Raw genomic sequence first — 24,130 nt, forward strand, 5'->3', positions numbered from 1 at the left:
CACTCGCCACCGGCGCGTCGAGTTGCGAGCAGAGCCCCGGCGGCATGCCGCCGTCGGTGGGCGGATCGGCGTCGATGATGCGGTTGCGACCATTGCGCTTGGCCTGATAGAGGGCTTGGTCGGCGCGCTGAAGCAACTGCACCAGGGTCTCGCCGACGCGGTGCTCGGCGACGCCGCCGCTGATGGTGACGGCGATGTCGCTGCGCTCCCAGCGCGCCGCGTGCCGCTGCACCAGGATGCGCAGCCGCTCGGCCAGGCGCAGGGTCTCGCCCGGCGCGCTGTGCGGGTGAAAGAGCGCAAGCTCTTCGCCACCCAGGCGCACGGCGATGTCCGTGTCCGCGCACTGGGCGCGGATCAGGCCACCGAGGTCCGCCAGCACCCGGTCGCCGGCGAAGTGGCCATGGTGGTCGTTCACCTGCTTGAAAAAGTCCACGTCCAGGATGGCGACGCCGAAGGCCGCGTCCGGGTCCGTGTTGTGGCGCGCCACCAGGCGCGGAAGCGTCTCGTTCATGTACATACGCGTGTAGAGGCCGGTGAGCGGGTCGCGGATGGCCGCGTCCAATACCCGGCGCTGGTAGAGCTCGCGGAACACCAGCAGCAGCACCAGCGCCACGGCGAGCATCCCGATCAGCAGCCCAAGCAGCGCGTGCAGGCCGACCATGTGGACGAAGTCTGCGACGGGCGCCAGCACCATGACCCGCCAGTCCGTGTCCGGCAGGGTCTCGGCGACGGCGACGAAGCGTCCGCGCGCGGGCAGCGCCAGCAGCCGCGCGTGCGGGCCGAGCGTGGCGACGGTCTCGGCGTGCAGCGGGGGCAGCACTTCCGTGCCATAGGCGCCGGTGCGTGCCAGTTGCGCGCGCGTGTCCGCCGGCAATGGCGCCAGTGTGTGGAAACGCCAGGCGGGCTCGGTGCTGAGGAAGACGACGCCCGCCGCGTCCGCCACCAGCACCTGCGCGCCCAGGGAGCCGGGCCGACGCCGGTGGAAGGCGCCGTCCGCAAGCGAATGCTCCAGCTCGTCGAGCCGGAGCTTGACGGCGATGACGCCCAACGCCCGGCCGGCGCGGCGCACGGACCGCGCCAGGTAGTAGCCCAGCGTGCCGGAGGTGAGCCCGATGCCGACGAAGCGCCCGGTGCCGCCGTCGAGCGCACCGCGGAAATAGGGCCGCCGCGCATAGTTCTTGCCGACGAAGCTGCCGGTCTCGGCCCAGTTGCTGGCGGCGACGACAGTGCCCTGCCGGTCCAGCACGTAAGACACGTCCGCGCGGATGCGTCTGCTGATGTCCGCGAGCCGGCCGTTCGCGCGGCGCACGTTCGCCGGGTCTTCCGGGTCCACCAGCACGTCTGCCACGCAGGGGCAGAAGGACGCGATGTCCGGAAACAGCTCGTAGCGGTCCAGCAGCTCGCGGATCTGCACCCGCGCGAGCGCCAACTGCTCCACCGCGTGCTCGCGCGCCTGCTGGCGCGCCTGGTAAATGCCCCACCAGCCACCCAGTGCGGCGCCGAGCACGGACACCAGCGGCAGCCACACCAGTGCAGGCAGCCGGATCTGACGAAGTGAGCCGCGGCGGAAGCGGTGCAGGCTGTTGTGGAACATCCAGGGTCCCCGTAGCCGCCGGCACAACGGCGGCGGCGCCACCACGAAGATGGTGGTTTTACTGATCTCAGTATAGGAACTGTGGGAGCGCCGTCCCCGGCGCGATGCGGCGGCCGTGGGCTGCCAATCGCGCAGCGGACAGCGCTCCCACGGCGTCAGGCAGTGGCCGCGGCGTAGAGTCGGTCGGCGAAGTCGAGGATGGCGTCCGACAGTGCCAGCCGCCGGCGCCAATGCGCGGGAATGGCCTCCAGACCGTAGTGGGCGCCGGCGAGCTGACCGTAGATGGCGCCGGTGGTATCGGCGTCGTCGCCGAGATTGACGGCGGCGAGCGCGCCCTGCTCGAAGCCGTCGGTGGCCGCGAAAGCCCAGAGCGCCGCTTCCAACGCGTCCACTACGTAGCCGGTGCCGCGGATCTCGGGCGGGGCCTTCGCACGGAAGCTACCGGTGGCGACGGCGTCGACCTCCGCGCACAGCGGCGCATCGTCCCACAGGCCGGGCACGGGGCTGTAGCGGGGCGCGAGCAGGGCTTCCTTGGGCTCGCCCGCCAGCGCGCCGGCGATGAGCCCGGCCATGTAGCGGCAGGCGTCGATGCAGGTCCGGGCGGCATGGGTGGTGCGGGAGCTGTCCGCGGCCCATCTAATAGCAGCCGCAGGGTCCGACGCCCAGCGCATGGGCACCGGCGCGAGCCGCATCAGGCTGCCGTTGCCGGCGCTGCGCGGGTGGTCGCTGCCGGCGAAGGGGTCGCCGCTGTGCTCGAAGCGCGCCAGCGCCGCGCCCACGGTGTTGCCGATGTCGAAGCAGCGCCCATTGCTGCTGAGGCGGCCCGCGTCGCGCCAGCGCAGGTAGCGCCGCATCTGGTCCGCGGCATCGAAGCCGCCGTTCTCCAGCACGCTCTCCGCCAGGCACAGCGCCATCGACGTGTCATCGGTCCACTCGCCCGGTGCCAGGCGGAACGGCCCACCACCCACCATGTCGTCGATGGGCCGGAAGCTCCCCGGCGGCTTGAACTCGAGCGTCGTGCCCAGCGCATCGCCGGCGGCGAGGCCCATCAGGCAGCCGCGAAAGCGCTCCCGCGTGGCAGTTGCCTGCCGATCCACCGTATTCCCCATGCCTGCATCTTCCACTGTCCGATCGTCGTTGAATGGCGACCATAGCGCGGCGACCCCCGCCATGACAGTGATCGTCAAAGCTGGTACAACACGCCGCGTCGGCGGTGACGGCCTGCCCGGTGACCGTTGGCGTTCCCCCCCCACAGCAACGCCGATCAAACGGCCCCGAGTCGAAGGAGCCCAGGTTTGAACCGCATCGCCCGCAACACCCTGATCGCCGCCTGCACCGCCGCCGCGCTGGTGCTGGCAGGCTGCGCCGCCGTGGACCCGGCGCGCATCCCGGCCATCGACACCGCCGGCAGCACTACCCGCCTGCCCGGCAAGATCGTCTGGCACGACCTGCTCAGCGAGGACCCCGCCGCCGCCAAGCGCTTCTACGGCGGTCTGTTCGGCTGGACCTTCCGCGACGTGGATATCGGCGGCGGGCAGACCTACACGGTCATCGCACACGCCGGTCGCGCCATCGGCGGCATGGTGGACGGCCGCGGCATCAACCGCGGCATAAACGTCTCGCGCTGGATTCCGGTGCTGTCGGTGGCGGATCTGGACGCGGCCGTGGCCGCCGTGCACGACAACGGCGGCAACGTCTTCCAGGCGCCGGTGGAGATCCCCGAGCGCGGCCGCGTGGCCGTGGTGGGCGACCCGCAGGGCGCGGTACTGACGCTGCTCCAGTCCCGCGACGGCGACCCGCCGGACCGCCCGATCCCCAACGGCGGCTGGCTGTGGAACGAGCTATGGAGCTCGGATCCGCGGCTGGCCATCGCCTTCTACCGGCGCCTGTTGCCGGCGTACCAGGAAGCCAGCGCAAAGCGAGACGCCTACACGTATCTTGAGTCGCAGGGCCAGCCGCGGGTGGGCGTGTTGCCGAACCCCGTGAGCGGCATCAAGGATACCTGGATGGCCTACGTGCGTGTCGCCGACCCCGCCGCGACGGCCGCCGCCGCCGAGCGGCTCGGCGGCCAGGTGCTGCTGCCGGCGCGGAAGAACCCGCTTGGCGGCGAAGTGGCCATCCTGAACGACCCCACCGGCGCCGGCTTCCTGGTGCAGAGCTGGGAGCCGAGTTGGGCCGAGCACACGACAGCGCGGCACACGGCCAACCGCTGAGCGGAGTACAGACCATGCCACACGCGATCACTTCCCGACCCACCGGCTCGCATGCGCCTGCGCATCCACGCCGGACCGCGTCCATTGCGGCAGCCGCGCTTGCCCGGACCTTGCCACGCCTGTCGCTCGCCGCCGGCGCCCTGCTGCTGTGCCTGTCGCTCGCGGGCTGCGCCGGCGGCGGCATCTACGCCAACGTCGGCATCGCCGGCCCAAGCGTTGACCTGGGGCCCGTGAAGGTTCACACCGGCGTCAACCTCGGACGCTGGCTCTAAGCTCGGGCGCTGCCCCACGCAGATCAGCCGCGCAGACGCCGGCAGATGGGGCGTACGCTGCCGCGGGCGCCCCATCGCGCCGAGGACGGCGCTCCCACGGGCGCAGCCTGCTAATGCCCGACGCCTACCAGGCGCTTGCAGATCTCGTCCATGCGCTCGAACACCAGGTCCGGCCCGGCCGCGCGCAGGGCCTCCAGGCGGTTGTAGCCCCAGGCGACGCAACCGACTTGAATGCCAGCGGCATGGGCCGCCTCGATGTCGCGGATCTCGTCGCCGATGTAGAGCGCCCGCGCCGCCGGTGCGCCGGCGCGCCGCAGCACCCGCCCCAGCCGCGCGGCCTTGCCGTGGATGGTGGCACCGGTCTCCAGATAGCGGAACAGCCGCAGGTTGCGCGCGCCCAGCACCCGGCGCACGTTGTCCGCCCTGTTGGACGTGGCGAGCCCGAGCGTGATCCCGGCGGCATGCAGGTGTGAAAGCATGCGGTCGGCGCCGTCGAAGCGGCGGATGTGGTGAATCTCGGCGCTCATGCGCCGGCGCATGTCCGCGGCCACCAGCGGCGCCTTCCAGGCGGGCACACCGAGGTGAACCATGATCTCGCGGGCACTCATGCCGCGCAGCAGTTCCTCCTCGTCCGTCGCGACGGACTTGAAGCGCCAGCGCGCGGCGACGTCGTTGAGCGTCGCGGCGAACCACGGGAAGCTGTCGGCGAGGGTGCCGTCGAAGTCGAAGATCACCAGCCGGTAGGGCACTCGCTGGGCGCCCGCCGTCGTATGCCGCGTCAACAGATTGCCCCGGTCTGCCATCGTCATGGAACTGCTCGAGCTTGTGCTGTTGTTGTTCACCATCGCGCTGGTCGCCGGCTGCATCGATGCCATGGCCGGCGGCGGCGGACTCATCACCGTGCCGGCGCTGCTCTGGGCCGGGCTGCCGCCCGTGCAGGCGCTGGCCACCAACAAGGCACAGGCGGTGTTCGGCTCCTTTGCCGCCACGATGCGCTTTCTGCGCGCCGGCGCCATCGACCTGCGCGCCGCGCGGCTGGCCGTCGGCTGCGCCTTCCTCGGTTCCGCCGCGGGCGCGGTGGCCGTGCAAGTGCTGGAAAGCAACCTGCTGGAACGGCTGGTGCCGGTGCTGCTGATCGTATTCGCACTGTACTTTTTATTCTCGCCCCGCGTGGCGGACGTCAGCTCGCGCCGGCGCATCGGCGATGCCGCCTTCGCGCTGACGGTGGCCACCGGCGTCGGCTTCTACGATGGCTTCTTCGGCCCCGGCACCGGCACCTTCTTCGCCATCGGCTTCGTTGCGCTGCTTGGCTACAACCTAAGGCGCGCGACGGCGCACACCAAGCTGCTCAATTTCACCACCAACCTGGCCGCGCTGCTGGCGTTCATTGCCGGCGGACAGGTGGTGTGGTCCCTGGCGCTGGCCATGGCCGTCGGCCAGTTCATCGGTGGCTGGATCGGCGCCCACCTGGTGCTGAGCCACGGCGCCCGGCTGGTGCGCCCGGCGCTGGTGGCGGCGTCACTGGCGGTGTCGGCGCATTTGCTATGGGAGCGATTTGCACCTGCCTGAGCCTCCAAGCGGCCCAAGGCCCGCCGCAAATTGCCACGACCGCCCCCATCGACTAGCGAGGCGCTGCCTCAGACCGACGAGCCATGAGCATCGCTCTCGCAGTCCGAGCAGCGATCGTAATCGTGGTCGTGGTCGGGTAGTCGATTACGACAACGACAACGACAGCGCGCAGAGACTTCGACCAGGTTCCTCGGCTCCGGCCCCACCCGGGTTGGCGCTCGGCAAAATTAGCTGAAACGGGGCACTAGCCCGACCTTGCACCCTGCGCCCGCAGCCTGCCCCGACACCAGCTACTTGCGCGGCACCGCCAACGGATGCACATTGCGGCCATGCCAAGATGCCGCCGCCATATCGCCGCAGTCCTCTGCGTGCTGGTGCTCAACCTGCAGCTCTTCGCAGCCAATGTGATCGGCTGCGTGCACGCTGGCGGGACGCAGACGGTGACGGCTCATTGCGCGCACACGGGCGCCCCCGCGCCGGCCGCAGCCGACGCCCAGAGCGCCACACCCCAGAGCGCCACATCGAAGACGCATCTCCCGTCCGGCGCGCCGTGCCACAAGTGCAGCCTGAGCGCGGTTGCCGCCGGCTGGAATCTGCTGGCAGTCCATGTCCCTCCTGGCCTGGCTCCCCCGGCCCGCGAGCACCCGACGGCCGACACCATCCCCCAACTCCACACCCGCGCCCCGGACGTCCTGCTCCGGCCGCCCAGACCCTTCTCCGGCTGATTCCCGCGGCGGCACTTCACCGCCGCAGCTTTTGGCAAGGTAACCGGCCCGAACGTGAGCGGCGCACCGACGCGCGCCCGGTAGCGGCCTTCAACGGAGAAGCACGATGTCGAATCAGCACCGGCGCGGGCACGCCCGCCGCCGCCGCGCACCCTGCACCCGAGCCCGCTGCCTCATGCCGCTCCCGGCACTGGCACTGACTCTTGCGCTGTCTCTTGCACTAGCCGGCTGCGACCGTGCTGCGGGGCCGAGCGAGGATCTGGCGGCGGTCATGGACGACACGGCGCTGGAGCACGCCGCCAAGCACATGGACCCCACCTACGTCTGCCCCATGCACCCGAACATCGTCCAGGACGAGCCTGGCAAGTGCCCCATCTGCGGCATGGACCTGGTGCAGAAGCAGCCCGAGCCGCCGCAGGTCGACGCCCCCGTGGAGGCGCACCCGGCCGTGGCGCTGACACCAGCCGTGATCCAGACCCTGGGCGTGCGCACCGCCAAGGCTGGCCGGGGCACCCTGTGGAAGCGCATCGAGACTGTCGGCCGCATCGATTACGACGAGACGCGGCTCGCCCACGTGCACCCGCGCGCCCCCGGCTGGATCGAGACCCTGGAGCTGCGCGCCGAGGGTGAGCCCGTCAAGCGCGGCCAGCAGCTCGCGGAACTCTATGCGCCGGACATTCTCTCCGCACAGGTGGACTTTCTGCTGGCGCAGGACCGCAGCGGCGCGCAGCGGCGGGTGAGCGAGGACAAGGCGCGCAATATTCTCAGGCTGCTGGACGTGCCGGACGATGTCATCCGGGACATCGAGCGCACCGGCGAGCCACGCAACCGCATCCCGGTGCGCGCCCCCATCGACGGCGTGGTCACGAAGATGATGGCCCGCGACGGCATGTACGTCACCGAGTCGAGCGAGATGTTCAGCATCGCGGACCTCAGCCGCGTGTGGGTGCTGGTAGACGTCTACGAGCACCAGATCGACTGGCTCCGCGAGGGACTCACGGCGGACATCACGGTGCCGGCGCGGCCCGGGCGCACGTGGACGGGCAAGGTGGATTACCTGTATCCCGAGCTGGACCCCACCACGCGCACGCTCAAGGTGCGGCTCGTGTTCGATAACCTGGACGGCGCGCTCAAGCCCAACATGTTCGCCGACGTGGTCATCCACGGCGGCCCCAAGCGCAATGTCCTCAAGGTACCGACGGAGGCCGTCATCGCCACCGGCGAGCGCACCAGCGTCATCCGGGCGTTGGGGAATGGACGCTTCCAACCGGTGGATGTGCTGACCGGGATGGCGCGCGGCAGCGAGGTGGAAATCCTCTCGGGGCTCGAGCCCGGCGACGAGGTGGTGGTCTCGGGTCAGTTCCTGATCGACTCCGAGTCCAGCCTGCAGGCGAGCTTCATGCGGATGGGGGCAACGGGCTCCAAGGCCACTGCCTCAGGGCACGAGATGGGCGGAGGACATGCGCATGGGCATTGAACCTGGATGCGCTGTACGGCGTACGCAGTACGGGGCGCATGGCGCGGTCAACGAGGCGCGCAATCGCACAAGCATGCGCCCAGGTACGCCGTACCGGGTCCTTCGTACCACGAGCTCGCGCGAGCGTCCTGCGCCCAAAGCCACGTCAACCGCCATCCCGCGTCGTGAAGCCCTTGGTGATGATGGCCACCGGCTGGTCCGGGCGCCGCGACTCGTCCAGGCGCAGCGCATAGGCCGGATCGATGCGACGGAAGCGCGCAAGCCACTCCTCCGGCGGCAGGATGGACAGGTGGGCGTGACCGTCGTCGAAGCAGGCGATCTTGTGGTAGGCACTCCCCGCACAGGCGTCGACCCTGGCCAGCACCGCATCCAGTTGCTCGGTTGGCAGGTGCTCAAGGAAGTCGCCGCTGCAGGCGAGATCGAAACCGCCGGGCAACGCGTCCTCGATCAGGTTCAGCCGCAGAAAGCGCAGCTCGGGGTGGCGGGTCAGGGTCCGCATCAGCACCGGCGACAGCGCCCAGTCGCAGCCGCAGACCTTCTCGAAGTGCCCCAGCGCCCGCTCCAGGAAGCGCCCGTTGCCGCAGCCCAGCTCGATGATGCTCCGGGCCTCGGCGGCCAGCAGCGCGGGGTCGTCCGCGAGCCAGTTGTTGCGCTGGTAGCCCCGGCTGTGCTCGTGCAGGGCCTGGTAGTAGGCGGCGTCCAACGGCGCGCCGGAGCCCTTCACCGACGGGCGCTTGCTGCGCAGCGGCAGATGGAGATGCAAACGGAAGGTCATCGGCGCCTCCTGTGTGTACTTCCGCGGATGTTTCCGAGTGCGGCGACCTCGCCCCGTCCTCGACCGGCGAGCAGGGCGCACGCAGGTGCGGGGGCGAAGTATCCACCGAAGGCAGGTGCCACGTCATGCGCCAGGTAATCCTCTGGTCCATTCGCAACCGCTTCCTGGTGCTGGTCGCGGCGGTGCTGCTCGCGGGTTGGGGCCTGGCGGCGCTCAAGCAGACCCCGCTGGACGCCATCCCGGACCTCTCCGACGTGCAGGTGATCATCAAGACCCGCTTCCCGGGCCAGTCGCCGCGGGTGGTGGAGGAGCAGGTCACCTACCCCATCACCACCACCATGCTGGCGGTGCCCGGCGCCAAGGCCGTGCGCGGCTACAGCTACTTCGGCGATTCCTATGTCTACGTCATCTTCGACGAAGGCACCGACCTGTACTGGGCGCGCTCGCGGGTGCTGGAGTACCTGAGCCAGGCCGCGGCGGACCTGCCCGAGGGCGTGCAGCCCAGGCTCGGCCCGGACGCCACGGGTGTCGGCTGGGTCTACAGCTATGCGCTGGTGGGCCGCAGCGGCAGCCATGACCTGGCCCAGCTCACCAGCCTGCAGAACTGGTTTCTGAAGTTCGAGCTGCAGACCGTGCCCGGCGTCGCCGAGGTCGCCACCGTCGGCGGCATGGTGCGCCAATACCAGATCGTCGCGGACCCCGAAAAGCTGCGCAGCTACAGTATCCCGTTGCAGCGGCTCATCGACGCGGTACGCAACGCCAACCAGGAGGTGGGGGGCTCGGTGCTGGAGCTGGCGGAGGCCGAATACATGGTGCGCACCCGCGGCTATCTGCGCTCGCCCGCGGACATCGAGCTGATCCCCGTCGGCACCTCGCCGGACGGCACGCCGGTGCTGCTGCGGGACGTGGCGCGGGTGCAGGTAGGCCCAGAGATGCGCCGCGGCATCGCGGACCTCGACGGCGATGGCGAAGTCGTCGGTGGCATCATTGTCATGCGCTCCGGTGAGAATGCGCTGGCCACCATCGACGCGGTGAAGGCGCGCCTGGACGAGCTCAAGGCGAGCCTGCCGGACGGCGTCGAGATCGTCGAGACCTACGACCGCTCCCAGCTCATCCGCGACAGCGTCGACAACCTCGGGTACAAGCTCGTCGAGGAGCTCGTCGTTGTTGCGATGGTGTGCCTGGTGTTCCTTTTCCACCTGCGCTCGGGGCTGGTGGTGGTACTGAGCCTGCCGCTCGGCATCCTGGTGGCCTTCATCGTCATGCACCTCCAGGGCATCAACGCCAACATCATGTCCCTGGGGGGCATCGCGATTGCCATCGGCGCCATGGTGGACGCGGCCATCGTGCTGATCGAGAACGCCCACAAGCACCTGGAGCGCTTTGATGCGGTGCACGGGCAACGGCCGCGGGGCGAGGTGCACTGGCGAGTCATCGGCGACGCGGCCGTGGAAGTCGGCCCGGCGCTGTTCTTCAGTCTGCTCATCATCACGCTGAGCTTCCTGCCGGTGTTCACGCTGCAGGCGCAGGAGGGCCGCCTGTTCAGCCCGCTCGCCTATACCAAGACCTATGCCATGGCCGCTGCCGCCGGCCTCGCCGTGACGCTGGTGCCGGTGCTCATGGGCTACCTCGTCCGCGGGCGCATCCCGGGGGAGTCCAGGAACCCGCTCAACCGGGTTCTGATGGCCGCGTACCGCCCCTTCCTGCGCCTGGTGCTGGCGCTGCCGCGCACCACCGTGCTGCTGTCCATCCTGCTGGTGTGGAGCATCGCCATCCCACTCGGTGGCGTCGGCGGCCTGCTCGCGCCGCTGAAGTGGCCCTTCCAGGCGGCTGACATGGTCGCGGCCCGCGTCGTTCGGGCCGACGCGGGAGGCCAGGCGGAGGCGGCACAGGCAGCGCCGGCGTCGGACCTCCCCGGCGCTCGACCCGACCCGCGCGATCCCATCGCGATCATCGACGGCTGGCAAGCGGGCCTCAACGCCTTCTGGCGCGAGACCTTCCACGGCGTGCCGGTGCTGGCAGGCTGGGATCGGGGCCTGGGCTCGGAGTTCATGCCGGACCTCTACGAAGGCGACCTGATGTACATGCCCACCACCCTGCCGGGGCTCTCCATCGGCAAGGCGCAGGAACTGCTGCAGCAGACCGATCGGCTCATCGCGAGCGTGCCGGAGGTGGAGCGCGTCCTCGGCAAGATCGGCCGCGCCGACACGGCCACGGACCCAGCGCCGCTGACCATGATCGAGACGGTCATCCAACTGAAGCCGGAGAGCGAATGGCGCGACGGCATGACCCTCGACAAGCTCATCGACGCGTTAAACACCACCGTGGACCTGCCGGGCGTCACCAACGCCTGGGTCATGCCCATCAAGACCCGCATCGACATGCTCGCCACGGGCATCAAGACCCCGGTAGGGGTGAAGATCGCGGGGCCCGACCTCAACGTCATCGAGCGCATCGGCCAGGACGTGGAGCGCACCGTGCTCCAGGTGGATGGCACCGCCTCCGCCTTCTCCGAGCGCGTCGCCGGCGGGCGCTATGTGGAGATCCGCCCAAACCGGCTCGCCGCCGCCCGGGTCGGGCTCAACATCAGCGACATCAACGCCCTGGTGGCCGCCGCCATCGGCGGCATCAACGTCAGCCAGACGGTGGAGGGCCTGGAGCGCTACCCCATCAACATCCGCTTCCCGCGGGAGCAGCGCGACGACGTCGAGAAGCTCCGCGAGCTGCCCATCGTCACGCCCACCGGCGCTCAGGTGCCGCTGGCGCAGGTGGCGGATGTGGTCATCGCCGATGGTGCGCCCATGCTGAAGAGCGAGAACGCCCGCCTGAATGGCTGGACCTTCGTGGACATTCGCGGCCGCGACCTCGGCAGTTGGATCGACGAGGCCAAGCGACGGGTGCGCGAGCAAGTGAGCCTGCCGCCCGGGTATTCGCTCACCTGGTCCGGCCAGTACCAGTACATGGCCCGCGCGCAGGAGCGACTCGCCCGAGTGGTCCCGCTGACGCTGACCATCATCTTCCTGCTGCTCTATCTCATCTTCCGCAACACCACCGAGGCGCTGCTGGTGATGCTGTCGCTGCCCTTCGCGCTGGTGGGCGGTTTCTGGCTCGTGTATCTCCTCGGCTACAACCTGTCGGTGGCGGTGGCGGTGGGCTTCATTGCGCTGGCTGGCGTCGCCGCGGAGTTCGGGGTCGTGATGCTGGTGTACCTGGACAACGCGCTCAAGTACCGGCGCGAGGCAGGCCGGCTGCACTGCGCGCGCGACCTCGAGGCAGCCATCGAGGAAGGCGCCGTGCAGCGCATCCGCCCCAAGGCCATGACCGTGGCGACCATCTTCGCCGGGCTGCTGCCCATCATGCTGCTGGGCGGCGTCGGCTCAGAGGTCATGAAGCCCATCGTCGCGCCCATGGTGGGCGGCATGATCACCGCCCCACTGCTCAGCCTGTTCGTATTGCCGGCCATCTACCTGCTGTGGCGCAAGGGCGAGATGAGGCGCCCGCGGCAGCGGGACACGGCACCGGTGGAGGCGGCACCGGTCCCGCCAGCCGGGAGTCCGGACAGCGCTCCCAAGCCCCCGAGACTGTGAAAGTATTCGGTGTAGTCGGGTTAGCGCAGCGTAACCCGACGGTGGGCGTCCGTAAGCCGCTGATTGTCGGGTTACGCTATCGCTAACCCGACCTACGATCCGCTCGTTTTTGGCGTTGCGAGCAATACTTTCATGGTCTCCCCCGCCAGGCTAATGCCGTCGCGCGTCGGGTGGCGGCCAAGCACCGAGCATATCCACCGGGCACCCTCAACCAGCTCGGCGCTATCCCCCGCCCAACCTGGCTGCCATCCCGTCCAGCGGTGCGGTTTGCGGGCCCGCCGCGGCCATCCGCCGCCCCGCACGGACCGGGCCGATTCTTGCAGAGCCATCGCCAAGATCCCTGCGGGATGCGGCCTCGCATCGCCCATGTCGGCGAGCACGGGTACGCCGCATCCACACCGCGCGCCAACGAATGGGAGCCAGCCCAATGCAGACAAACCCGACACCGAGCGGCGGCGAGGCGGCCGGACGCCAGGCGGAAAGCCCAATCGAAATCCCACGCGCCGGCTGGTGGCACATCCTCGGCCGCGTGCTGAACCGCTATCAGCAGCAGAACCTGGGCCTGGTGGCCGCCGGGGTCGGCTTCTACAGCCTGCTCGGGCTGTTTCCGGCGATAGCGGCCCTGGTGACCACCTACGGCCTGATCTTCGACCCCACGCAAATCCAGGCCCAGTTCCAAGCCCTGCACAACCTCATGCCCGCGGACGCGTACCGACTGATCTCGGCGCAGTTGACGAGTGCGGCAGAAACCTCCGGGGGCGCGCTGGGGCTTGGGCTGATCGGCGCCATCCTGCTGTCCTTCTGGGGCGCGACCCGCGGCACGAGGGCACTGATCATCGCGCTCAACATCGCCTATGACGAGCACGAAATGCGCGGCATGCTGGCGCTGAACCTGCTCGCCTTCGGGCTCACCATCTTCCTGATCCTGGTGCTGGCCGCCGCCGTGGTCGTGACCGTGGCGGTGCCCGTGGTGCTCAACCTGGTGAGCCTGGGCACCCTGCCGGCGACACTGGCCAACTGGCTGCGCTGGCCATTGCTGGCGCTGGTGGGCCTGCTGGCGCTGGGCATCCTCTACCGTTACGGGCCGTCACGGCGCGAGGCGCGCTGGCGCTGGCTACCGGTGGGCTCGATCGTGGCGGGCGTGCTGTGGATCGGCGCCTCCGTGCTGTTCTCCACGTACGTCCAGTATTTCGGCTCCTACAACGCCACCTACGGCTCCCTTGGCGCCGTCATCGTGCTGCTGCTGTGGCTATACATCACGGCGGCGGCCGTGATCATCGGCGCCGGCATCAACGCCGAATCGGAGCGCCAGACCAGCCGCGACAGCACCATTGGCGAGCCCCGGCCGCGCGGCGATCGCGGTGCCGTGGTGGCGGACCATCTTCCGGGGGAGCCCACCGACTGACCTTGACGCACCCACGCGCATGGCACCGCGACGGGTGCATTGACGCAGGCTGGTTCGCAACGCCGGTTGATTTGAGCCACACGACAGCGCCAGTCGCTGCGCGCCCCACCCACCCGCGACGCCCGGCCCGCCGCTCTCCGCGCGCACGTCCCCGGCGGGCACGAGCCGCTGGCCAGCTAACGCAATGGCAACAAAATCTGGTCGAGAGATTGCTTGAACACGGTCGGGTCGAACCGGCACCGCTGCCGAGAGAGACGATCAGTCACATTGCGGGCGAGCTCGGCCGACCGCGGGACGTGCCGGCCCGGGTGACACCACTGAATGGTTGTCCCTGCGCCACTGTCCCGAGCTGCAACCGAGACAGGAGAACCTAACCCATGAAACGCACCGAATCCGTCGTCACCCTCGTTGCCATCGCCGTTGCGGCGGTCCTGCTCTGGGGCTGCGAAAAGCAGCCGGAGCAAACGGGCTCGCAAGACGTCGGCGAGAAGGTCCACAACGCGATGGAAGCGACCGGCGAGGCCGCGCAGGCGGTGGGCCAGAAGGCCGGCGAGACCGCACGCGCGGTCGGCGAGAAGACGACCGAGGCCGCCCAACAGACCGCCGAGAAGATCAAAGAGACCACTCAAGAAGCCGCCGAGCGCACCCGCGAGGCGCTGGAGCAGACCGGCGACCGCATCGAGTCCGCAACCGACCAGCAACAGTAGCGCCTTGGCAATGCCGGTGCCGGCCAGCACGGCCGGTGACCGGCCCGGGCGGCGATGTCCTGCCGCCGGATCGGATCTATGACCAGGTCACCAGGACCAGCATGCCGGCCAGGTAGAACACCAGCACCGCGGCGCTCTCGAAGCCAATGTTCGCGACGCCGCGCCGCTCCCGGCGGATCAGCCCCAACAGCAGGAAGGCCGTCAGCAGAATGGTCAACGCGATCACGAACAGCGGCTGCGGGCCGATGGCGTGGTAGATGGAACCCTCGCGATAGGCGACGTCGGAGAACACCAAAAACAGCACGTCGAAGGTATTGCCACCGATGATGCCGCCGACGGCGAGGGTCAACGCCCCCTGGCGCACCGCTGCAAGCGTCGTCACCAACTCCGGCAACGACGTGGCGACGGCGGTGAGCAAGGTCCCCACCAGGGTCTCCGAGAGGCCCGTGTGGCGCACCAGCCCGATGCCAGAGACACCCACCACCCACCCGGCCACGCCTACCACCGCGGCGCTGAGCGCAAAGGCGGCCCACACCCGCCATGGCCGTACCCCGCCCACCGCGGCGGCGTCCGGCTTGTCCTCGCGGGTATCCGTGGTGCGCACCGGCAGCCAGCCCGGGGCATCCCGGGTCTGTGCGGCGAGCCGCAGACCGAACGCGTACACCGCCAGTATCAGCAGGGACGCCGGATGCACGCCCAGCACCGTCACCGGCGGACCAGTGGCGGCGAGCAACGCCAGCGCCAGCAGGGCCACCAGCAGGGCACCGTTGATCATGTTGGTGACGGAGGCCGCCGCGTGCTCGAGGTTTGCACGCCGATAGGTCAGGTCTGCCAACACCAGGAAGGCGGTCTGCGCGGCGATGCCGCCAACGCCGTTGCTCACCGCCAGCTCCGCCCGGCCCGCCGCGGCCGCGGTGATGGAGGCGATGCTTCCGGGCAGCGAGGTCATGGCACCCAACAGCACGGCGCCGAACACCGCCTCCCCGAGCCCCGTCAGGTCAGCGAGCCAGTCCGCCAGCCGAGTCAGACGCGAGCCCACCAAGGCGATCACCAGCGTGCCACCGCCGAACAGTAGCAGCGTCAGCGGCAGGGACAAGTGCTCCGGGCGCATGGGCGGCTCCTCGGGGTCGGGTTGCGGTGGACCCTCGTTGATCTCGCTTTGATCTTGGGGGCGGTCGGCGCCGCTGCATACACTGGCTGGCGGCCGCCCGGCGGCAGGACCATTTCCACCGCGGTTCGCTGCATTTCACCCGCGCCCGCGCGTCGCCGGCTGCCGCCACTCGGCAGCGGCTGTCGTTCCCGCCCGGTGTTGTTCTGCCCGGCCTCACGCCTTGATGCCCCGCGCGGGCCTCAGGCGCGGTGGCACATGCGCCAATCAGCATTGGCGCGCCTTATGCACTGAAGCCGGGTGTACATGGTGGCTGATGCATCCGCGCCTGCCGGGCCAGTGCAGGGGCCGTGCGCCGGGAGGGCACGACGAACCCCCGACCGGGCCGGCGCGCCCGCAGCCCAGCCATCAGGACCTTGACGCGACCGGTGCCCCATCCAGCCAGCAGCCCGGATCACGGGCACCGGTTCACCAACCGGAGAGGTAATCATGCGACACCCGAAGCAGCTTGAACCCCTTGTCCCGGCCGCCGTCGCCGCCGGTCTCGCGCTCGCGCTGGTCCTGCCTGTCACGGCGGTCGCCCAGCGCGGCGACCCCGTCTACTACGAGCCGGAGAGCTTCGCGGAACTGGACACCAACCACGATGGCAAGCTCGAGCCCGCTGAGGTGGAGGGCCGCTCGCCACTCTCCGGCCAGTGGGCGCGCTTCGACACCAATGGCGACGGCCTGATCGAGCGTAATGAGTTCGCCGACTTCGAGACCTACGCGGGACCGACGCCGGAGGTGGTGCCGCCGCTGCCACCAGCCGCGGCGACCGACTCGGACACGCTGCCGCTTGGCAAGGAGCCGCATGCGCCGAGCTTCGCGGAGCTCGATATCGACGAAAACGGCGTCCTCTCCAAGGGCGAGGCAGGTGGGCGCAAGGGTCTGCTGGACGATTGGTGGCAGGTGGACACGAACAAGGACAACGTCATCGAACGCTCTGAGTTTTCGGCGTTCGAGGTCGAGGGGCCGACCATCCCGGCACAGGACACGCCGAGCCGCTGACCTCGCGCAGCGAACCGACCCTGGCCCCGCGGGCGTTCCGGCGCCCCGCGGGGGACGCTTGGGCCTGCACCGAATGGCCCCCCGGATCGCGGCAGATTGGCACGACCGTCAGACGCTCACGCAACGGGCGATGGATGTAACAAATCTTGCCTTCGTTGTCGTGGTCGTAATCGGATACTCGACCACGACCGCGACCACGACCACGACCACGACCTGAGATGGTCCCGGGATTTGGGCACTGTTGCGCTCGTGCTGCCGGGGCGAAGCAAGCGGCCGGCTGCCGGGAAGGCGGCTCCCCCGCCCGATGTGGATTAACCGTGCTTGCTCGGTACCGGTCTCGTGTGCTCCGTGGCGCCGAGCCCCTTCAGGCTTTCCAGCACCTCGGCCAACGCCTCTCCGAAGGAGGCATCACCTCCGGGCATGGCCTCCTCCTCGGCGACCATTTGCTCCCTGAGGTCCTCCTCCCACTGCTCCAGCAGCGCGATTTTCTGTTCGTGGCTGAGCCCTTCGCGGTCCGCGATATCCTGCGGCCGCGCGAGCGGAAAGCCGGCGCGGGCGCGGATTGCGGCGGCGCCCGGCGCGGCAGATGGATCGATCGATCGCGGCATGATGCTGCTCCGTTGACGGTGGCAATGATTCGGCGTCTCGGGAAGCCACCCGATGCGCCACTCAACCTGATAAGCGTGCATTGCACGTGCCGGTTTCGACGTCAGGTGGGCAGCGATGGCCGAGCCTGCCCGCGGGAGGCGCGGCGGAGACCGGGCGAGTGTTCATGCGCTGCGCATCATCGCATGCACCAATGTCGCTCGGACCGACGAGGGAGGCTCGACAATCAATGACTTACGTGCGTGCGGATGTCGGCAGCCAGTCCGCAGCCCGACCTGCAAAGGATGCTTGCCCGATCGCGGCGGTGTGGCCCGGGCAACAGTCGCGTGGTTGCAACGACACGCGCCTGCGCCGGACAGCGGTTGCAATCCCCCGCGGGCGGCGCGTGCACCGCGCCTCCCGGCACGGCCGACCCACGGCCCGCTAGCCGCCCCCTTCCACAAGGAAACCGACGCCGATGCGGTTCACGGAGTGGTTGTAGTCGATCAGACTCTCGCCGTAGCCGTTGAAGTATTGTGCGTAGACGCGCACCCGCTCCCCGAACAGGGGATAGCTCCAGTCCAACTGCACCGTCGGATGCTGGAAGCTACGGGCCATGAGCCCAAAGCGATGCTGCCCGAGGTCGTAGCTCGCGCGCAGTTCACCGAAGCCGAGGTAGTCCTCGATGTCCGGATTGTCCGGCGGATTGCTGTCAAGCTGGGTCCACAGCCTGAGCCCCAGCGACAGGTCACCCCGCTGCACCGTCGCCTCGCCGGTGATCCGGTTCCAACTGCGCGACAAGGGGTCCGAGCGGCCATTGGACTGGTGGTCCGCCGCCACCCGCAGCGATGCGAACCGCCAGCGGGACCCACGCGACCCGATCCGCATGTCGGGCTGCCAGTGGAAACCCAGTTCCGGCTCATAGTTGGTCTCGCGGAACGGCGACGAGTACTCCGTGTTGTAGGCCTGGAAGAAAGCGAGCTGGGTGTAGCCGAAGTACAGGTCCAGCGGGCGGTTCAGAATCCGCGTCCACAACGGCACCTCGAGGCTGATCTGAAACTTCATCTCCGCGTGGTCGTACACGTGCTCGCCCGACACAGGGACGCCGATGGACGGCCCCTGCGCCGCGCTCTGATTGACGTCGGCGTTGTAGGTCACCGGCAAGGCGTAGTTCTTCCGGTATGGCAGGATGGCGAGGACGCGCCGCGTCGGCTTCGGCGGCGGCGCCGCGGTATCGGTCCGGGCGACCTTGATGTCCGCGGTGGCGGGCTCGGATGCTTCAGCATCCGGCACCGCTGCCGGCTGCGACGGGGCAACTTCCGCGGCTGCCGTACGTGCGGCGAGCGCATCGAAGCATTGCAGCCGCGCGCCGGCATCTCCGATCCGTGCACAGCGGGCCAATCCGGCGGTTGCGTCGGCGGCGAGGACCGCGCCCGTCGCGGGACAGAGCAGCAGCGCAACGGCGGCACCGGACAAAGGGGGCCAGACCGAGGCGCTCCGCCGCCGAACTTCGGTGCCGCGAGACACGCGCTGATGACTGCTCACGGCTTCACCCAATCCTGGCCGGGACCGGCGGCGCCGTGCTCGGTGTGCCCGTGCCGCAACTCGCCGGCGTTCCCGGCGCGCTTGTTGTGGTCGCCAGGCGGCAGGACGTCGGCGCGGATCATCTGAGCGGTGCCTCACAGCAGGTTGCAACGGACGTGGCGGCGCCGCCGGTCACCTGCCGGAGCAGCAAGCAGCGCCGTCTGTCTGACCCTGATGCAATTCAGATGCCGCCGCCCGAGCAACGGCTCCCGACCATGCGTGGCTCGCCGGCGCGGACGGCGTCCATCCAGTGCACGCGCACCTGGCCGCCTGCCCCGATCCTTGCATGGCTCCAGGTCAGTTCAGTCCCGCCAGCCACACCGCCGGCGAGACATCCACCAGGCCAGCCATGCCATCAGGAGAGCCCACCATGCCCATGACGCTGTCATCACCTGCATTCGCCACCGGCGCAGGCATCCCGGACCGCTACACCTTCCTGCGCGACTATGGTGGCCACGCGGTCGAGCAAAGTCGGCTCGTCGGTATATACGAGCGCTGACGGGCGCAGGCGCGAAGATCAATCACTCATCCCACCGGTCTCGAATCGGCGGTCGCGCATGCTCGGGAGCTCATCCATGTCCTGTTGCAGTTCGACCCGGCATGACAGCGGCACCGGGACAACAAAGGGCGCGCGATGATCGTGCCTGGGTATCGCCAGCGGGGGATTTCGTCCGGCACCGGATCATAGGCACCGAGTCACAGACACCGCTCGCCCGAAGCCGGGACGCTCATGTGGGCGAGCACCTCGTGACCGGGCTCGGGCAACCCGGCCACCTGCGACGCCTCGACGAGGCCGCCGAAAAGGGTGGAGATGCAGTTCGGCTCCCACTCGAGCTCTCGGCAGATCTGGCGCTGAAGCAGCGGGTCATCGCGGCACAGGTACAACTCCCGCAAGTGCTGCACGACCCGCCAGTGCGCGGCCCCGAGTATTGCGACGCCGAGCCGCGCCGCCATGACCGCGGCGACGTCCGCGTCCCATGCTTGCGGATCGACGAGAAATCCCTTCGCGTCGATCTCGGGTTGGATGTCTGAAAGGGTTGTCATTGTCGGTATCTCCCGCAGTGGTGCGCAGCGTCATACGGCGCCGCCCCGACGCGCCGGCATTATGGTGATGGTCGAACGAGCGGCCCCGCAGTGAAGCAAAACCCGGGCCACTGGGTTGCGAGCGGGAGGCCGCGCTGCCGCGGCGGCTTACAGCTGAGCCGGCACCGTCAGCACGGTCACGCGGCCAGGCCGCGGCGCATGGTGGCAATCAGTCCGAAAACCAGGTTTTTCGTTTCGCACCGGTGGAGGTCGCACTACTCCGGTGTGCCGGCACCCGACAGCCAACGGAACAGACCCGTTGCGATCACCGCGGTCCACAGCGGCATCAGCTCGGTGAGCCCGGCGAAGCCGCGCGTCACGGCGGCAATCACGACCACCCCGAGCGCCAGCGCCTGGCCCGCGCCCACGCGCATCGGCAGCAGTGGCGTGCCGGCGGCATCCCCCAGGGATTTCAGGTGAGAGATCGCGCGCATCGTCGGCAGTATCAGCAACAGCGCGAGCACCGCCGCCGCACCGGCGGCCAAACTGGGCTGCGCATCGTCTCCGGCATCGGGGAATCCGAGCAGATACAGGATGCCGAACGCCGCGGCGGCGCCGGCCAGTGCCATCGCGAAGCGGCGCGGCTCGCGCGCCGGCAGCAGGCTGTCTCCGAGCAGGGCGGCGGCCGCGGCGGCAGGATAGAGCCACCCACGGTCCAGTCCGACCCAGACACCGAGCGCGAGCAGCAACAACCCGTCCAATAGCGTCGCGGGCATGCCCGTGGTCCGGTTCAGCACGCGTACCGCCAGCACCACCAGGATGCAGGCACCGATGCTCGGCAGGCCGAGCGCCGCGAGTCCGCCGATGGCGAGCAGCGAGGCGACCACCGCTGCACCGGCGCGGTCGGGATCCAGCTCGCGGCAAATGGCCCACGCCAGGAATACCGCAAGCCCGGCGCCTGTCGCAGCGCCGGCAGCGGCCATTTCACCCGTGGCTGTCCACGCATGGCCGGCCCCTTCACCGCCCATGATGCCCGGCCAGAGCAGCACGGCGAGGAAGGTCGCGGGCGCAATCAGCGCGATCGCCAGGTTGCTCGCATCGCCGAAATCCAGCGGCCGCGCGATCCTGGTAAGGCCGTGGAGGTTCATGACGCGAGGCCCCGGCGGCTGCGTTCGCAATGGCTCACCCGGCAACAGCGGCCGCGCGAGGGGCCTGGCGTTGGCGCGAGAGCGGGCCAGGCCGGTGCGCAGCACCGCTTGAATGTTCATCGAAATCTTGGAGGTGCATCGGATGACCTCGGCATGCGGGTTGCCTGAGTTGGTTGCCACGTGGACGCCAACGAGCTAAGCCGCCACGCGCCGCGCTCGCAGTATGCAGCTTCCGTGCCGAATAGTCCGACGCGCCAGGCGCTAGCGAAGCACTGGACCTGGCGGCCCGACGACGCGGACGGTTCAAGGCGCATGGAGCATTTGCAGCCGGCCGTCCCAGACAAACACGCGGGGGACAAGGACGCAGGGACAAGAACGACGCGCCGCGTCATGTCCGCGACTTGGGCACTTGCCTGCTGCCGCAGCGCGCCCGCGCGAGGATTCGGGCCATGCGGGCGGACAATCACTTAGGCAAGTGATTGGCGCTCACCCCACATAGATTGAGCCGACACACACAGCCCGACAATCAGGCGCTTGCCCAAACCCTGGCGTTGGTCGCCTGTCTTCGTCGCCATCGCGTCGGTGTTGTGACCCAGCGTCGCCACAAGACCATGAGCGTGGCAGGGTGCGGTTCATTTCCCTGATACCATGGTGGATTTGACCCGTATCCCGGCCTTGATCGTAAGTCCGCCTAACGCCGTGGGAGCGCCGTCCTCGGCGCGATCAGGACCAGTCGCGGCGAGCACACGGCTCCCACGGCAGGCGGCTTCTGGACGAAGTCATCATCAAGGCCCGTGTCCCCGCGGCAGCCGGCACCATGGCGCGGGCCGGTGCCGCGCCGGCGGGCCCCAGTAGCGCGGCCGCAGGTGCAGCTCATCCGCGCCCGGCACCCGTCCATCCTCAGCCCGGCCCGGCCGGTAGCCCTGGCACGTCGCCTGCGTCGCTTATAGGGACACGGCCTCCCCGTGAACCGCAGCCAGTCATCAGGCTCACGAGCGGCCGCAGCCGATTCCCGATCACCCGGGACCGCCTGCTCGACATCAGGCACGTGGTGACCGCGGCGAAGCCCGCCGGCCGAGCCGGTACGCTCTGCCCGCACTGGCCACCGCCACGATCCTGCGCCTGAACGACAACCACTACACCGGAGCTCACACATGAATAGAACACATCGCAACCGCTGGACCGTGCTGGCCCTGCTCGTCGTCGGCGTCGCCTGCACCACGGCCGCCTGTGCGCAGCCCGGCTGGCGCAACGGCCAGGGGTCTGGCTGGGGCCCCGGTTGGGGGCGTGGTCCCTACAACAACGGCTACTACGGCATGGGCCCCGGCATGATGGGACCCGGCATGGGGCCCTGGATGATGGGCCGCGGCTGGGGCTACAACATGCCGGCGTTCGAAGACTTCGACGGCAACGGCGACGGCCAGGTCAGCCAGTCGGAGTTCAACCAGGCCCGCAAAGAGCGCCAAAGTCAGCGCGCCGCCCAAGGCTACCCGATGCGCGGCGCCGCCTACGCACCCAGCTTCGGAGACATCGACGCGGATGGTAACGGCAGTATCAGCCCGGACGAGTTCCGCAACTTCCAATACGCCCGCCGGGGGTCGTGATCGGGCGACCGGACGGCGCCCGGGTCGGCGCGAAGAACGGCGTCTAGTGCACTCACGCGGCAGTATCGAGGCCACACTCTCAAAGCCGCCCGCGGCGCTGATCCGTGTCGCCCTCCAGGACGACACGCGCTCACGCCGGACCGCGAACGGTATCGATAATGCCAAGGCCCAGCACTAGTGCAGCGTTTATCCCAACGTTGCTTTCGTTGTCGTTGTCGTTGTCGTTGTCGAGTATCCGATTAAGACCACGATCACGACCGCGAGGGAGACCGGTCTCGGAATTGCCGCAGCAAAGCACTAGCGAGATGCTTGGTATGTAGCGCCGACCATCCCGGGAACGGTCCGCTGCGCGGAACACTCGCCCGCGCGACGCAACCGGTTCGAACCTATGCTCGACGCCACTGGAACCATTAGATTACTGGAATATGCCACGAGCCTGATGCGATTGCCCCGCGGTATCGAGCGCCTTGAGGCAAAGTAGGTTATCCAATGGGCTCGTGCCCGCGAGGCGCGTGGCGCCGACGGGCCCTTCATGGACAGCCCAGGCCAAGCGCTTGCGTTGTTTAGGGCCGAAGTATTGGGTGCCATCGCTGGTGCAGAACAGCCAGGCGCCATCCGCGTTCATCCCATACTCGGTGCCGGTCCAGTACAGGTCGTTGTGGAGGTGATGGAAGGCCCTGGCCAGGTAGCGGTTGGTGCTGATAGGACTGCCGGTGCCGGTGCCGGTGCCGGTGCGGCGGCCGGCGTAGTGCAAGCGCCCGATTTCGCTGCACATCACGCCCCTGCCGGCGCGCGGCGCGCTGCCGTTGCAGTTGGCGGCCGAGCACAGGCGCCATGCAGCGCCGCCGGCGAACCGGCTCAGGCGGAGCCATTTCGCCCAAGCCATGGCCCCCCACCAGGTCATGGCGCCACTGGCGGCATCGAAATCCTCCGGGGCGACAAAATACACGCCCTGACCGTCGGTGACCGTGGGCACCAGCCCGATGATCTGATCAACCACGGTGCCATCGAGTCGGCATTGGGTCTTGAAGAGGTTCGCATCCTGCGTCCAGGTGATGCCGTCCGGTCCGGAATCGATATCGTGGACCAGTTCAATGCCACTGGCGCGATAGTTCAGGAGGGGAATCTCACCAACCTTCCGATGATCTGGGATGGGCGCCCCCAACCGGCGGGCATCGGTGCGTCTCGGGTTGTTCATTTTTCATTATTCCCGGTGTGGTCTTTTGTCGCGGCAAGCCAGGTGTGTGCGGTGCGGCGCCCCGAGCCGAAGGACACGCACCGCAGTGACACTCCCTATGAGATTAGGACAAGTGCGCACGAAACAACGTAAAGAAATGCAAGGGCTTGCGGTTTCGTAATGCGTAGCGAGGCGGCATTCGCCAGGCATGCGGCGCAGCCGGAGCGCCGCCCCTCGGTCAGGCTATTCATGACGGCGATTGCGACGGACTTGAAGCAAGACTAGGAAGATCCCGTTGGTGAAATAAGTGTTTTCCCTAGTTTCCTGCTGCGAAGATACGGTGTCAGTCGCTGCGATTGCGCCCGGCGGCACAGTGCCCGCCGAACCACTGCCGTGTCAGCGGCGAGACAACCTTGGCGGACGCCCCTTCGCCCGCTCGTCGGCCAGTGCCGGAAGCACTCCCCGAAAATACGGCCTTAAGCCCTCCCGAGGCACGGACAGCGGCCAGGGTCGCCGCGGCGCTGCCGTTG

21 protein-coding genes are annotated in these 24,130 nt (G+C 68.9%); 10 read left to right on the top strand and 11 right to left on the bottom strand.

Annotated features, from left to right (window positions below; translation table 11 throughout):
• Together LJE69_RS13985 and LJE69_RS13990 are read right to left on the bottom strand one after the other, a co-directional pair.
• Nucleotides 1–1,594, bottom strand: a 1,594-nt coding sequence (locus LJE69_RS13985) for a diguanylate cyclase (RefSeq protein ID WP_296926070.1), incomplete at its 3' end; no start/stop codon positions are given.
• Between the two features lie 155 nt (nucleotides 1,595–1,749).
• Complete coding sequence (locus LJE69_RS13990; RefSeq protein ID WP_296926114.1) at nucleotides 1,750–2,703, bottom strand: ADP-ribosylglycohydrolase family protein; 954 nt, start codon at nucleotides 2,701–2,703, stop codon at nucleotides 1,750–1,752.
• Nucleotides 2,704–2,889: 186 nt separating this feature from the next.
• Between LJE69_RS13990 and LJE69_RS13995 the strand changes: the two genes are divergently transcribed.
• Nucleotides 2,890–3,807: a VOC family protein gene (locus LJE69_RS13995; protein WP_296926072.1), complete on the top strand. Its 918-nt coding sequence runs from the start codon at nucleotides 2,890–2,892 to the stop codon at nucleotides 3,805–3,807.
• Nucleotides 3,808–3,821: 14 nt separating this feature from the next.
• Nucleotides 3,822–4,079 carry a hypothetical protein gene (locus tag LJE69_RS14000; RefSeq protein ID WP_296926073.1) on the top strand — a complete coding sequence of 86 codons (258 nt, stop codon included), beginning with the start codon at nucleotides 3,822–3,824 and terminating at the stop codon, nucleotides 4,077–4,079.
• A 110-nt stretch (nucleotides 4,080–4,189) separates the two neighbouring features.
• On the opposite strand, the gene LJE69_RS14005 is transcribed toward LJE69_RS14000, so the two are convergent.
• The gene (locus LJE69_RS14005; RefSeq protein WP_296926075.1) at nucleotides 4,190–4,888 is read right to left on the bottom strand and encodes an HAD hydrolase-like protein; all 699 of its coding nucleotides are present in this window, start codon (nucleotides 4,886–4,888) and stop codon (nucleotides 4,190–4,192) included.
• Here LJE69_RS14005 and LJE69_RS14010 point away from each other — a divergent pair.
• On the top strand, nucleotides 4,887–5,648 hold the full coding sequence (locus tag LJE69_RS14010) for a TSUP family transporter (protein ID WP_296926077.1): 762 nt from the start codon (nucleotides 4,887–4,889) through the stop codon (nucleotides 5,646–5,648). The two genes, LJE69_RS14005 and LJE69_RS14010, sit on opposite strands and share 2 nt — an antisense overlap.
• Before the next feature lie 831 nt (nucleotides 5,649–6,479).
• Nucleotides 6,480–7,850 carry an efflux RND transporter periplasmic adaptor subunit gene (locus tag LJE69_RS14015; RefSeq protein WP_296926079.1) on the top strand — a complete coding sequence of 457 codons (1,371 nt, stop codon included), beginning with the start codon at nucleotides 6,480–6,482 and terminating at the stop codon, nucleotides 7,848–7,850.
• A gap of 145 nt (nucleotides 7,851–7,995) precedes the next feature.
• Here LJE69_RS14015 and LJE69_RS14020 read toward each other — a convergent pair whose 3' ends face one another.
• Nucleotides 7,996–8,625 (bottom strand): bifunctional 2-polyprenyl-6-hydroxyphenol methylase/3-demethylubiquinol 3-O-methyltransferase UbiG, encoded by a 630-nt coding sequence (locus LJE69_RS14020; protein WP_296926081.1) that lies wholly within the window; start codon nucleotides 8,623–8,625, stop codon nucleotides 7,996–7,998.
• A gap of 125 nt (nucleotides 8,626–8,750) precedes the next feature.
• Between LJE69_RS14020 and LJE69_RS14025 the strand changes: the two genes are divergently transcribed.
• The 3 genes from LJE69_RS14025 (at nucleotide 8,751) to LJE69_RS14035 (ending at nucleotide 14,324) form a co-directional block, all read left to right on the top strand.
• Nucleotides 8,751–12,212, top strand: a complete 3,462-nt coding sequence (locus tag LJE69_RS14025) for an efflux RND transporter permease subunit (RefSeq protein WP_296926083.1) — start codon at nucleotides 8,751–8,753, stop codon at nucleotides 12,210–12,212.
• A gap of 427 nt (nucleotides 12,213–12,639) precedes the next feature.
• Entirely contained in the window at nucleotides 12,640–13,617 is a 978-nt protein-coding gene (locus LJE69_RS14030; protein ID WP_296926085.1) for a YihY/virulence factor BrkB family protein, read from the top strand.
• A 377-nt stretch (nucleotides 13,618–13,994) separates the two neighbouring features.
• Nucleotides 13,995–14,324, top strand: coding sequence for a hypothetical protein (locus tag LJE69_RS14035; protein WP_296926087.1), 330 nt, complete (start codon nucleotides 13,995–13,997; stop codon nucleotides 14,322–14,324).
• Nucleotides 14,325–14,400: 76 nt separating this feature from the next.
• Here the strand turns inward: LJE69_RS14035 and LJE69_RS14040 are convergent, their stop codons facing one another.
• Nucleotides 14,401–15,435 carry a sodium:calcium antiporter gene (locus tag LJE69_RS14040; protein ID WP_296926089.1) on the bottom strand — a complete coding sequence of 345 codons (1,035 nt, stop codon included), beginning with the start codon at nucleotides 15,433–15,435 and terminating at the stop codon, nucleotides 14,401–14,403.
• Between the two features lie 486 nt (nucleotides 15,436–15,921).
• On the opposite strand from LJE69_RS14040, the gene LJE69_RS14045 reads away from it, so the two are divergent.
• Nucleotides 15,922–16,479 (top strand): EF-hand domain-containing protein, encoded by a 558-nt coding sequence (locus tag LJE69_RS14045; protein ID WP_296926091.1) that lies wholly within the window; start codon nucleotides 15,922–15,924, stop codon nucleotides 16,477–16,479.
• Between the two features lie 311 nt (nucleotides 16,480–16,790).
• Here the strand turns inward: LJE69_RS14045 and LJE69_RS14050 are convergent, their stop codons facing one another.
• From LJE69_RS14050 to LJE69_RS14060, 3 genes are all read right to left on the bottom strand, one after another.
• Nucleotides 16,791–17,087, bottom strand: coding sequence for a hypothetical protein (locus tag LJE69_RS14050; protein ID WP_296926093.1), 297 nt, complete (start codon nucleotides 17,085–17,087; stop codon nucleotides 16,791–16,793).
• Nucleotides 17,088–17,508: 421 nt separating this feature from the next.
• A complete protein-coding gene (locus LJE69_RS14055) occupies nucleotides 17,509–18,357 on the bottom strand; it encodes a phospholipase A (RefSeq protein WP_296926095.1) in 849 nt (282 codons plus the stop codon).
• Nucleotides 18,358–18,605: 248 nt separating this feature from the next.
• Nucleotides 18,606–18,731 carry a hypothetical protein gene (locus LJE69_RS14060; protein WP_296926097.1) on the bottom strand — a complete coding sequence of 42 codons (126 nt, stop codon included), beginning with the start codon at nucleotides 18,729–18,731 and terminating at the stop codon, nucleotides 18,606–18,608.
• Nucleotides 18,732–19,018: 287 nt separating this feature from the next.
• Here LJE69_RS14060 and LJE69_RS14065 point away from each other — a divergent pair, with 287 nt between their 5' ends.
• The gene (locus LJE69_RS14065; RefSeq protein ID WP_296926099.1) at nucleotides 19,019–19,147 is read left to right on the top strand and encodes a hypothetical protein; all 129 of its coding nucleotides are present in this window, start codon (nucleotides 19,019–19,021) and stop codon (nucleotides 19,145–19,147) included.
• Between the two features lie 197 nt (nucleotides 19,148–19,344).
• Here the strand turns inward: LJE69_RS14065 and LJE69_RS14070 are convergent, their stop codons facing one another.
• Both LJE69_RS14070 and LJE69_RS14075 read right to left on the bottom strand, forming a co-directional pair.
• Entirely contained in the window at nucleotides 19,345–19,692 is a 348-nt protein-coding gene (locus tag LJE69_RS14070; RefSeq protein ID WP_296926101.1) for a TusE/DsrC/DsvC family sulfur relay protein, read from the bottom strand.
• Between the two features lie 254 nt (nucleotides 19,693–19,946).
• A complete protein-coding gene (locus LJE69_RS14075) occupies nucleotides 19,947–20,939 on the bottom strand; it encodes a hypothetical protein (protein ID WP_296926103.1) in 993 nt (330 codons plus the stop codon).
• A 1,034-nt stretch (nucleotides 20,940–21,973) separates the two neighbouring features.
• Here LJE69_RS14075 and LJE69_RS14080 point away from each other — a divergent pair.
• Nucleotides 21,974–22,423, top strand: a complete 450-nt coding sequence (locus tag LJE69_RS14080; RefSeq protein ID WP_296926104.1) for an EF-hand domain-containing protein — start codon at nucleotides 21,974–21,976, stop codon at nucleotides 22,421–22,423.
• 415 nt (nucleotides 22,424–22,838) lie between these two features.
• Here the strand turns inward: LJE69_RS14080 and LJE69_RS14085 are convergent, their stop codons facing one another.
• Nucleotides 22,839–23,621, bottom strand: a complete 783-nt coding sequence (locus LJE69_RS14085; protein ID WP_296926106.1) for a hypothetical protein — start codon at nucleotides 23,619–23,621, stop codon at nucleotides 22,839–22,841.
• Nucleotides 23,622–24,130: the final 509 nt, after the last annotated feature.

The sequence above is a fragment of the Thiohalocapsa sp. genome, assembly GCF_022340605.1.
GTDB lineage: Bacteria > Pseudomonadota > Gammaproteobacteria > Chromatiales > Chromatiaceae > Thiohalocapsa.

Coding starts and splice junctions, on each gene's coding strand:
- LJE69_RS13990 (WP_296926114.1), bottom strand. CDS start 2,703: ATGGGGAATACGGTGGATCGGCAGGCAACTGCCACGCGGGAGCGCTTT.
- LJE69_RS14000 (WP_296926073.1), top strand. CDS start 3,822: ATGCCACACGCGATCACTTCCCGACCCACCGGCTCGCATGCGCCTGCG.
- LJE69_RS14010 (WP_296926077.1), top strand. CDS start 4,887: ATGGAACTGCTCGAGCTTGTGCTGTTGTTGTTCACCATCGCGCTGGTC.
- LJE69_RS14005 (WP_296926075.1), bottom strand. CDS start 4,888: ATGACGATGGCAGACCGGGGCAATCTGTTGACGCGGCATACGACGGCG.
- LJE69_RS14015 (WP_296926079.1), top strand. CDS start 6,480: ATGTCGAATCAGCACCGGCGCGGGCACGCCCGCCGCCGCCGCGCACCC.
- LJE69_RS14020 (WP_296926081.1), bottom strand. CDS start 8,625: ATGACCTTCCGTTTGCATCTCCATCTGCCGCTGCGCAGCAAGCGCCCG.
- LJE69_RS14025 (WP_296926083.1), top strand. CDS start 8,751: ATGCGCCAGGTAATCCTCTGGTCCATTCGCAACCGCTTCCTGGTGCTG.
- LJE69_RS14030 (WP_296926085.1), top strand. CDS start 12,640: ATGCAGACAAACCCGACACCGAGCGGCGGCGAGGCGGCCGGACGCCAG.
- LJE69_RS14035 (WP_296926087.1), top strand. CDS start 13,995: ATGAAACGCACCGAATCCGTCGTCACCCTCGTTGCCATCGCCGTTGCG.
- LJE69_RS14040 (WP_296926089.1), bottom strand. CDS start 15,435: ATGCGCCCGGAGCACTTGTCCCTGCCGCTGACGCTGCTACTGTTCGGC.
- LJE69_RS14045 (WP_296926091.1), top strand. CDS start 15,922: ATGCGACACCCGAAGCAGCTTGAACCCCTTGTCCCGGCCGCCGTCGCC.
- LJE69_RS14050 (WP_296926093.1), bottom strand. CDS start 17,087: ATGCCGCGATCGATCGATCCATCTGCCGCGCCGGGCGCCGCCGCAATC.
- LJE69_RS14060 (WP_296926097.1), bottom strand. CDS start 18,731: ATGATCCGCGCCGACGTCCTGCCGCCTGGCGACCACAACAAGCGCGCC.
- LJE69_RS14065 (WP_296926099.1), top strand. CDS start 19,019: ATGCCCATGACGCTGTCATCACCTGCATTCGCCACCGGCGCAGGCATC.
- LJE69_RS14070 (WP_296926101.1), bottom strand. CDS start 19,692: ATGACAACCCTTTCAGACATCCAACCCGAGATCGACGCGAAGGGATTT.
- LJE69_RS14075 (WP_296926103.1), bottom strand. CDS start 20,939: ATGAACATTCAAGCGGTGCTGCGCACCGGCCTGGCCCGCTCTCGCGCC.
- LJE69_RS14080 (WP_296926104.1), top strand. CDS start 21,974: ATGAATAGAACACATCGCAACCGCTGGACCGTGCTGGCCCTGCTCGTC.
- LJE69_RS14085 (WP_296926106.1), bottom strand. CDS start 23,621: ATGAACAACCCGAGACGCACCGATGCCCGCCGGTTGGGGGCGCCCATC.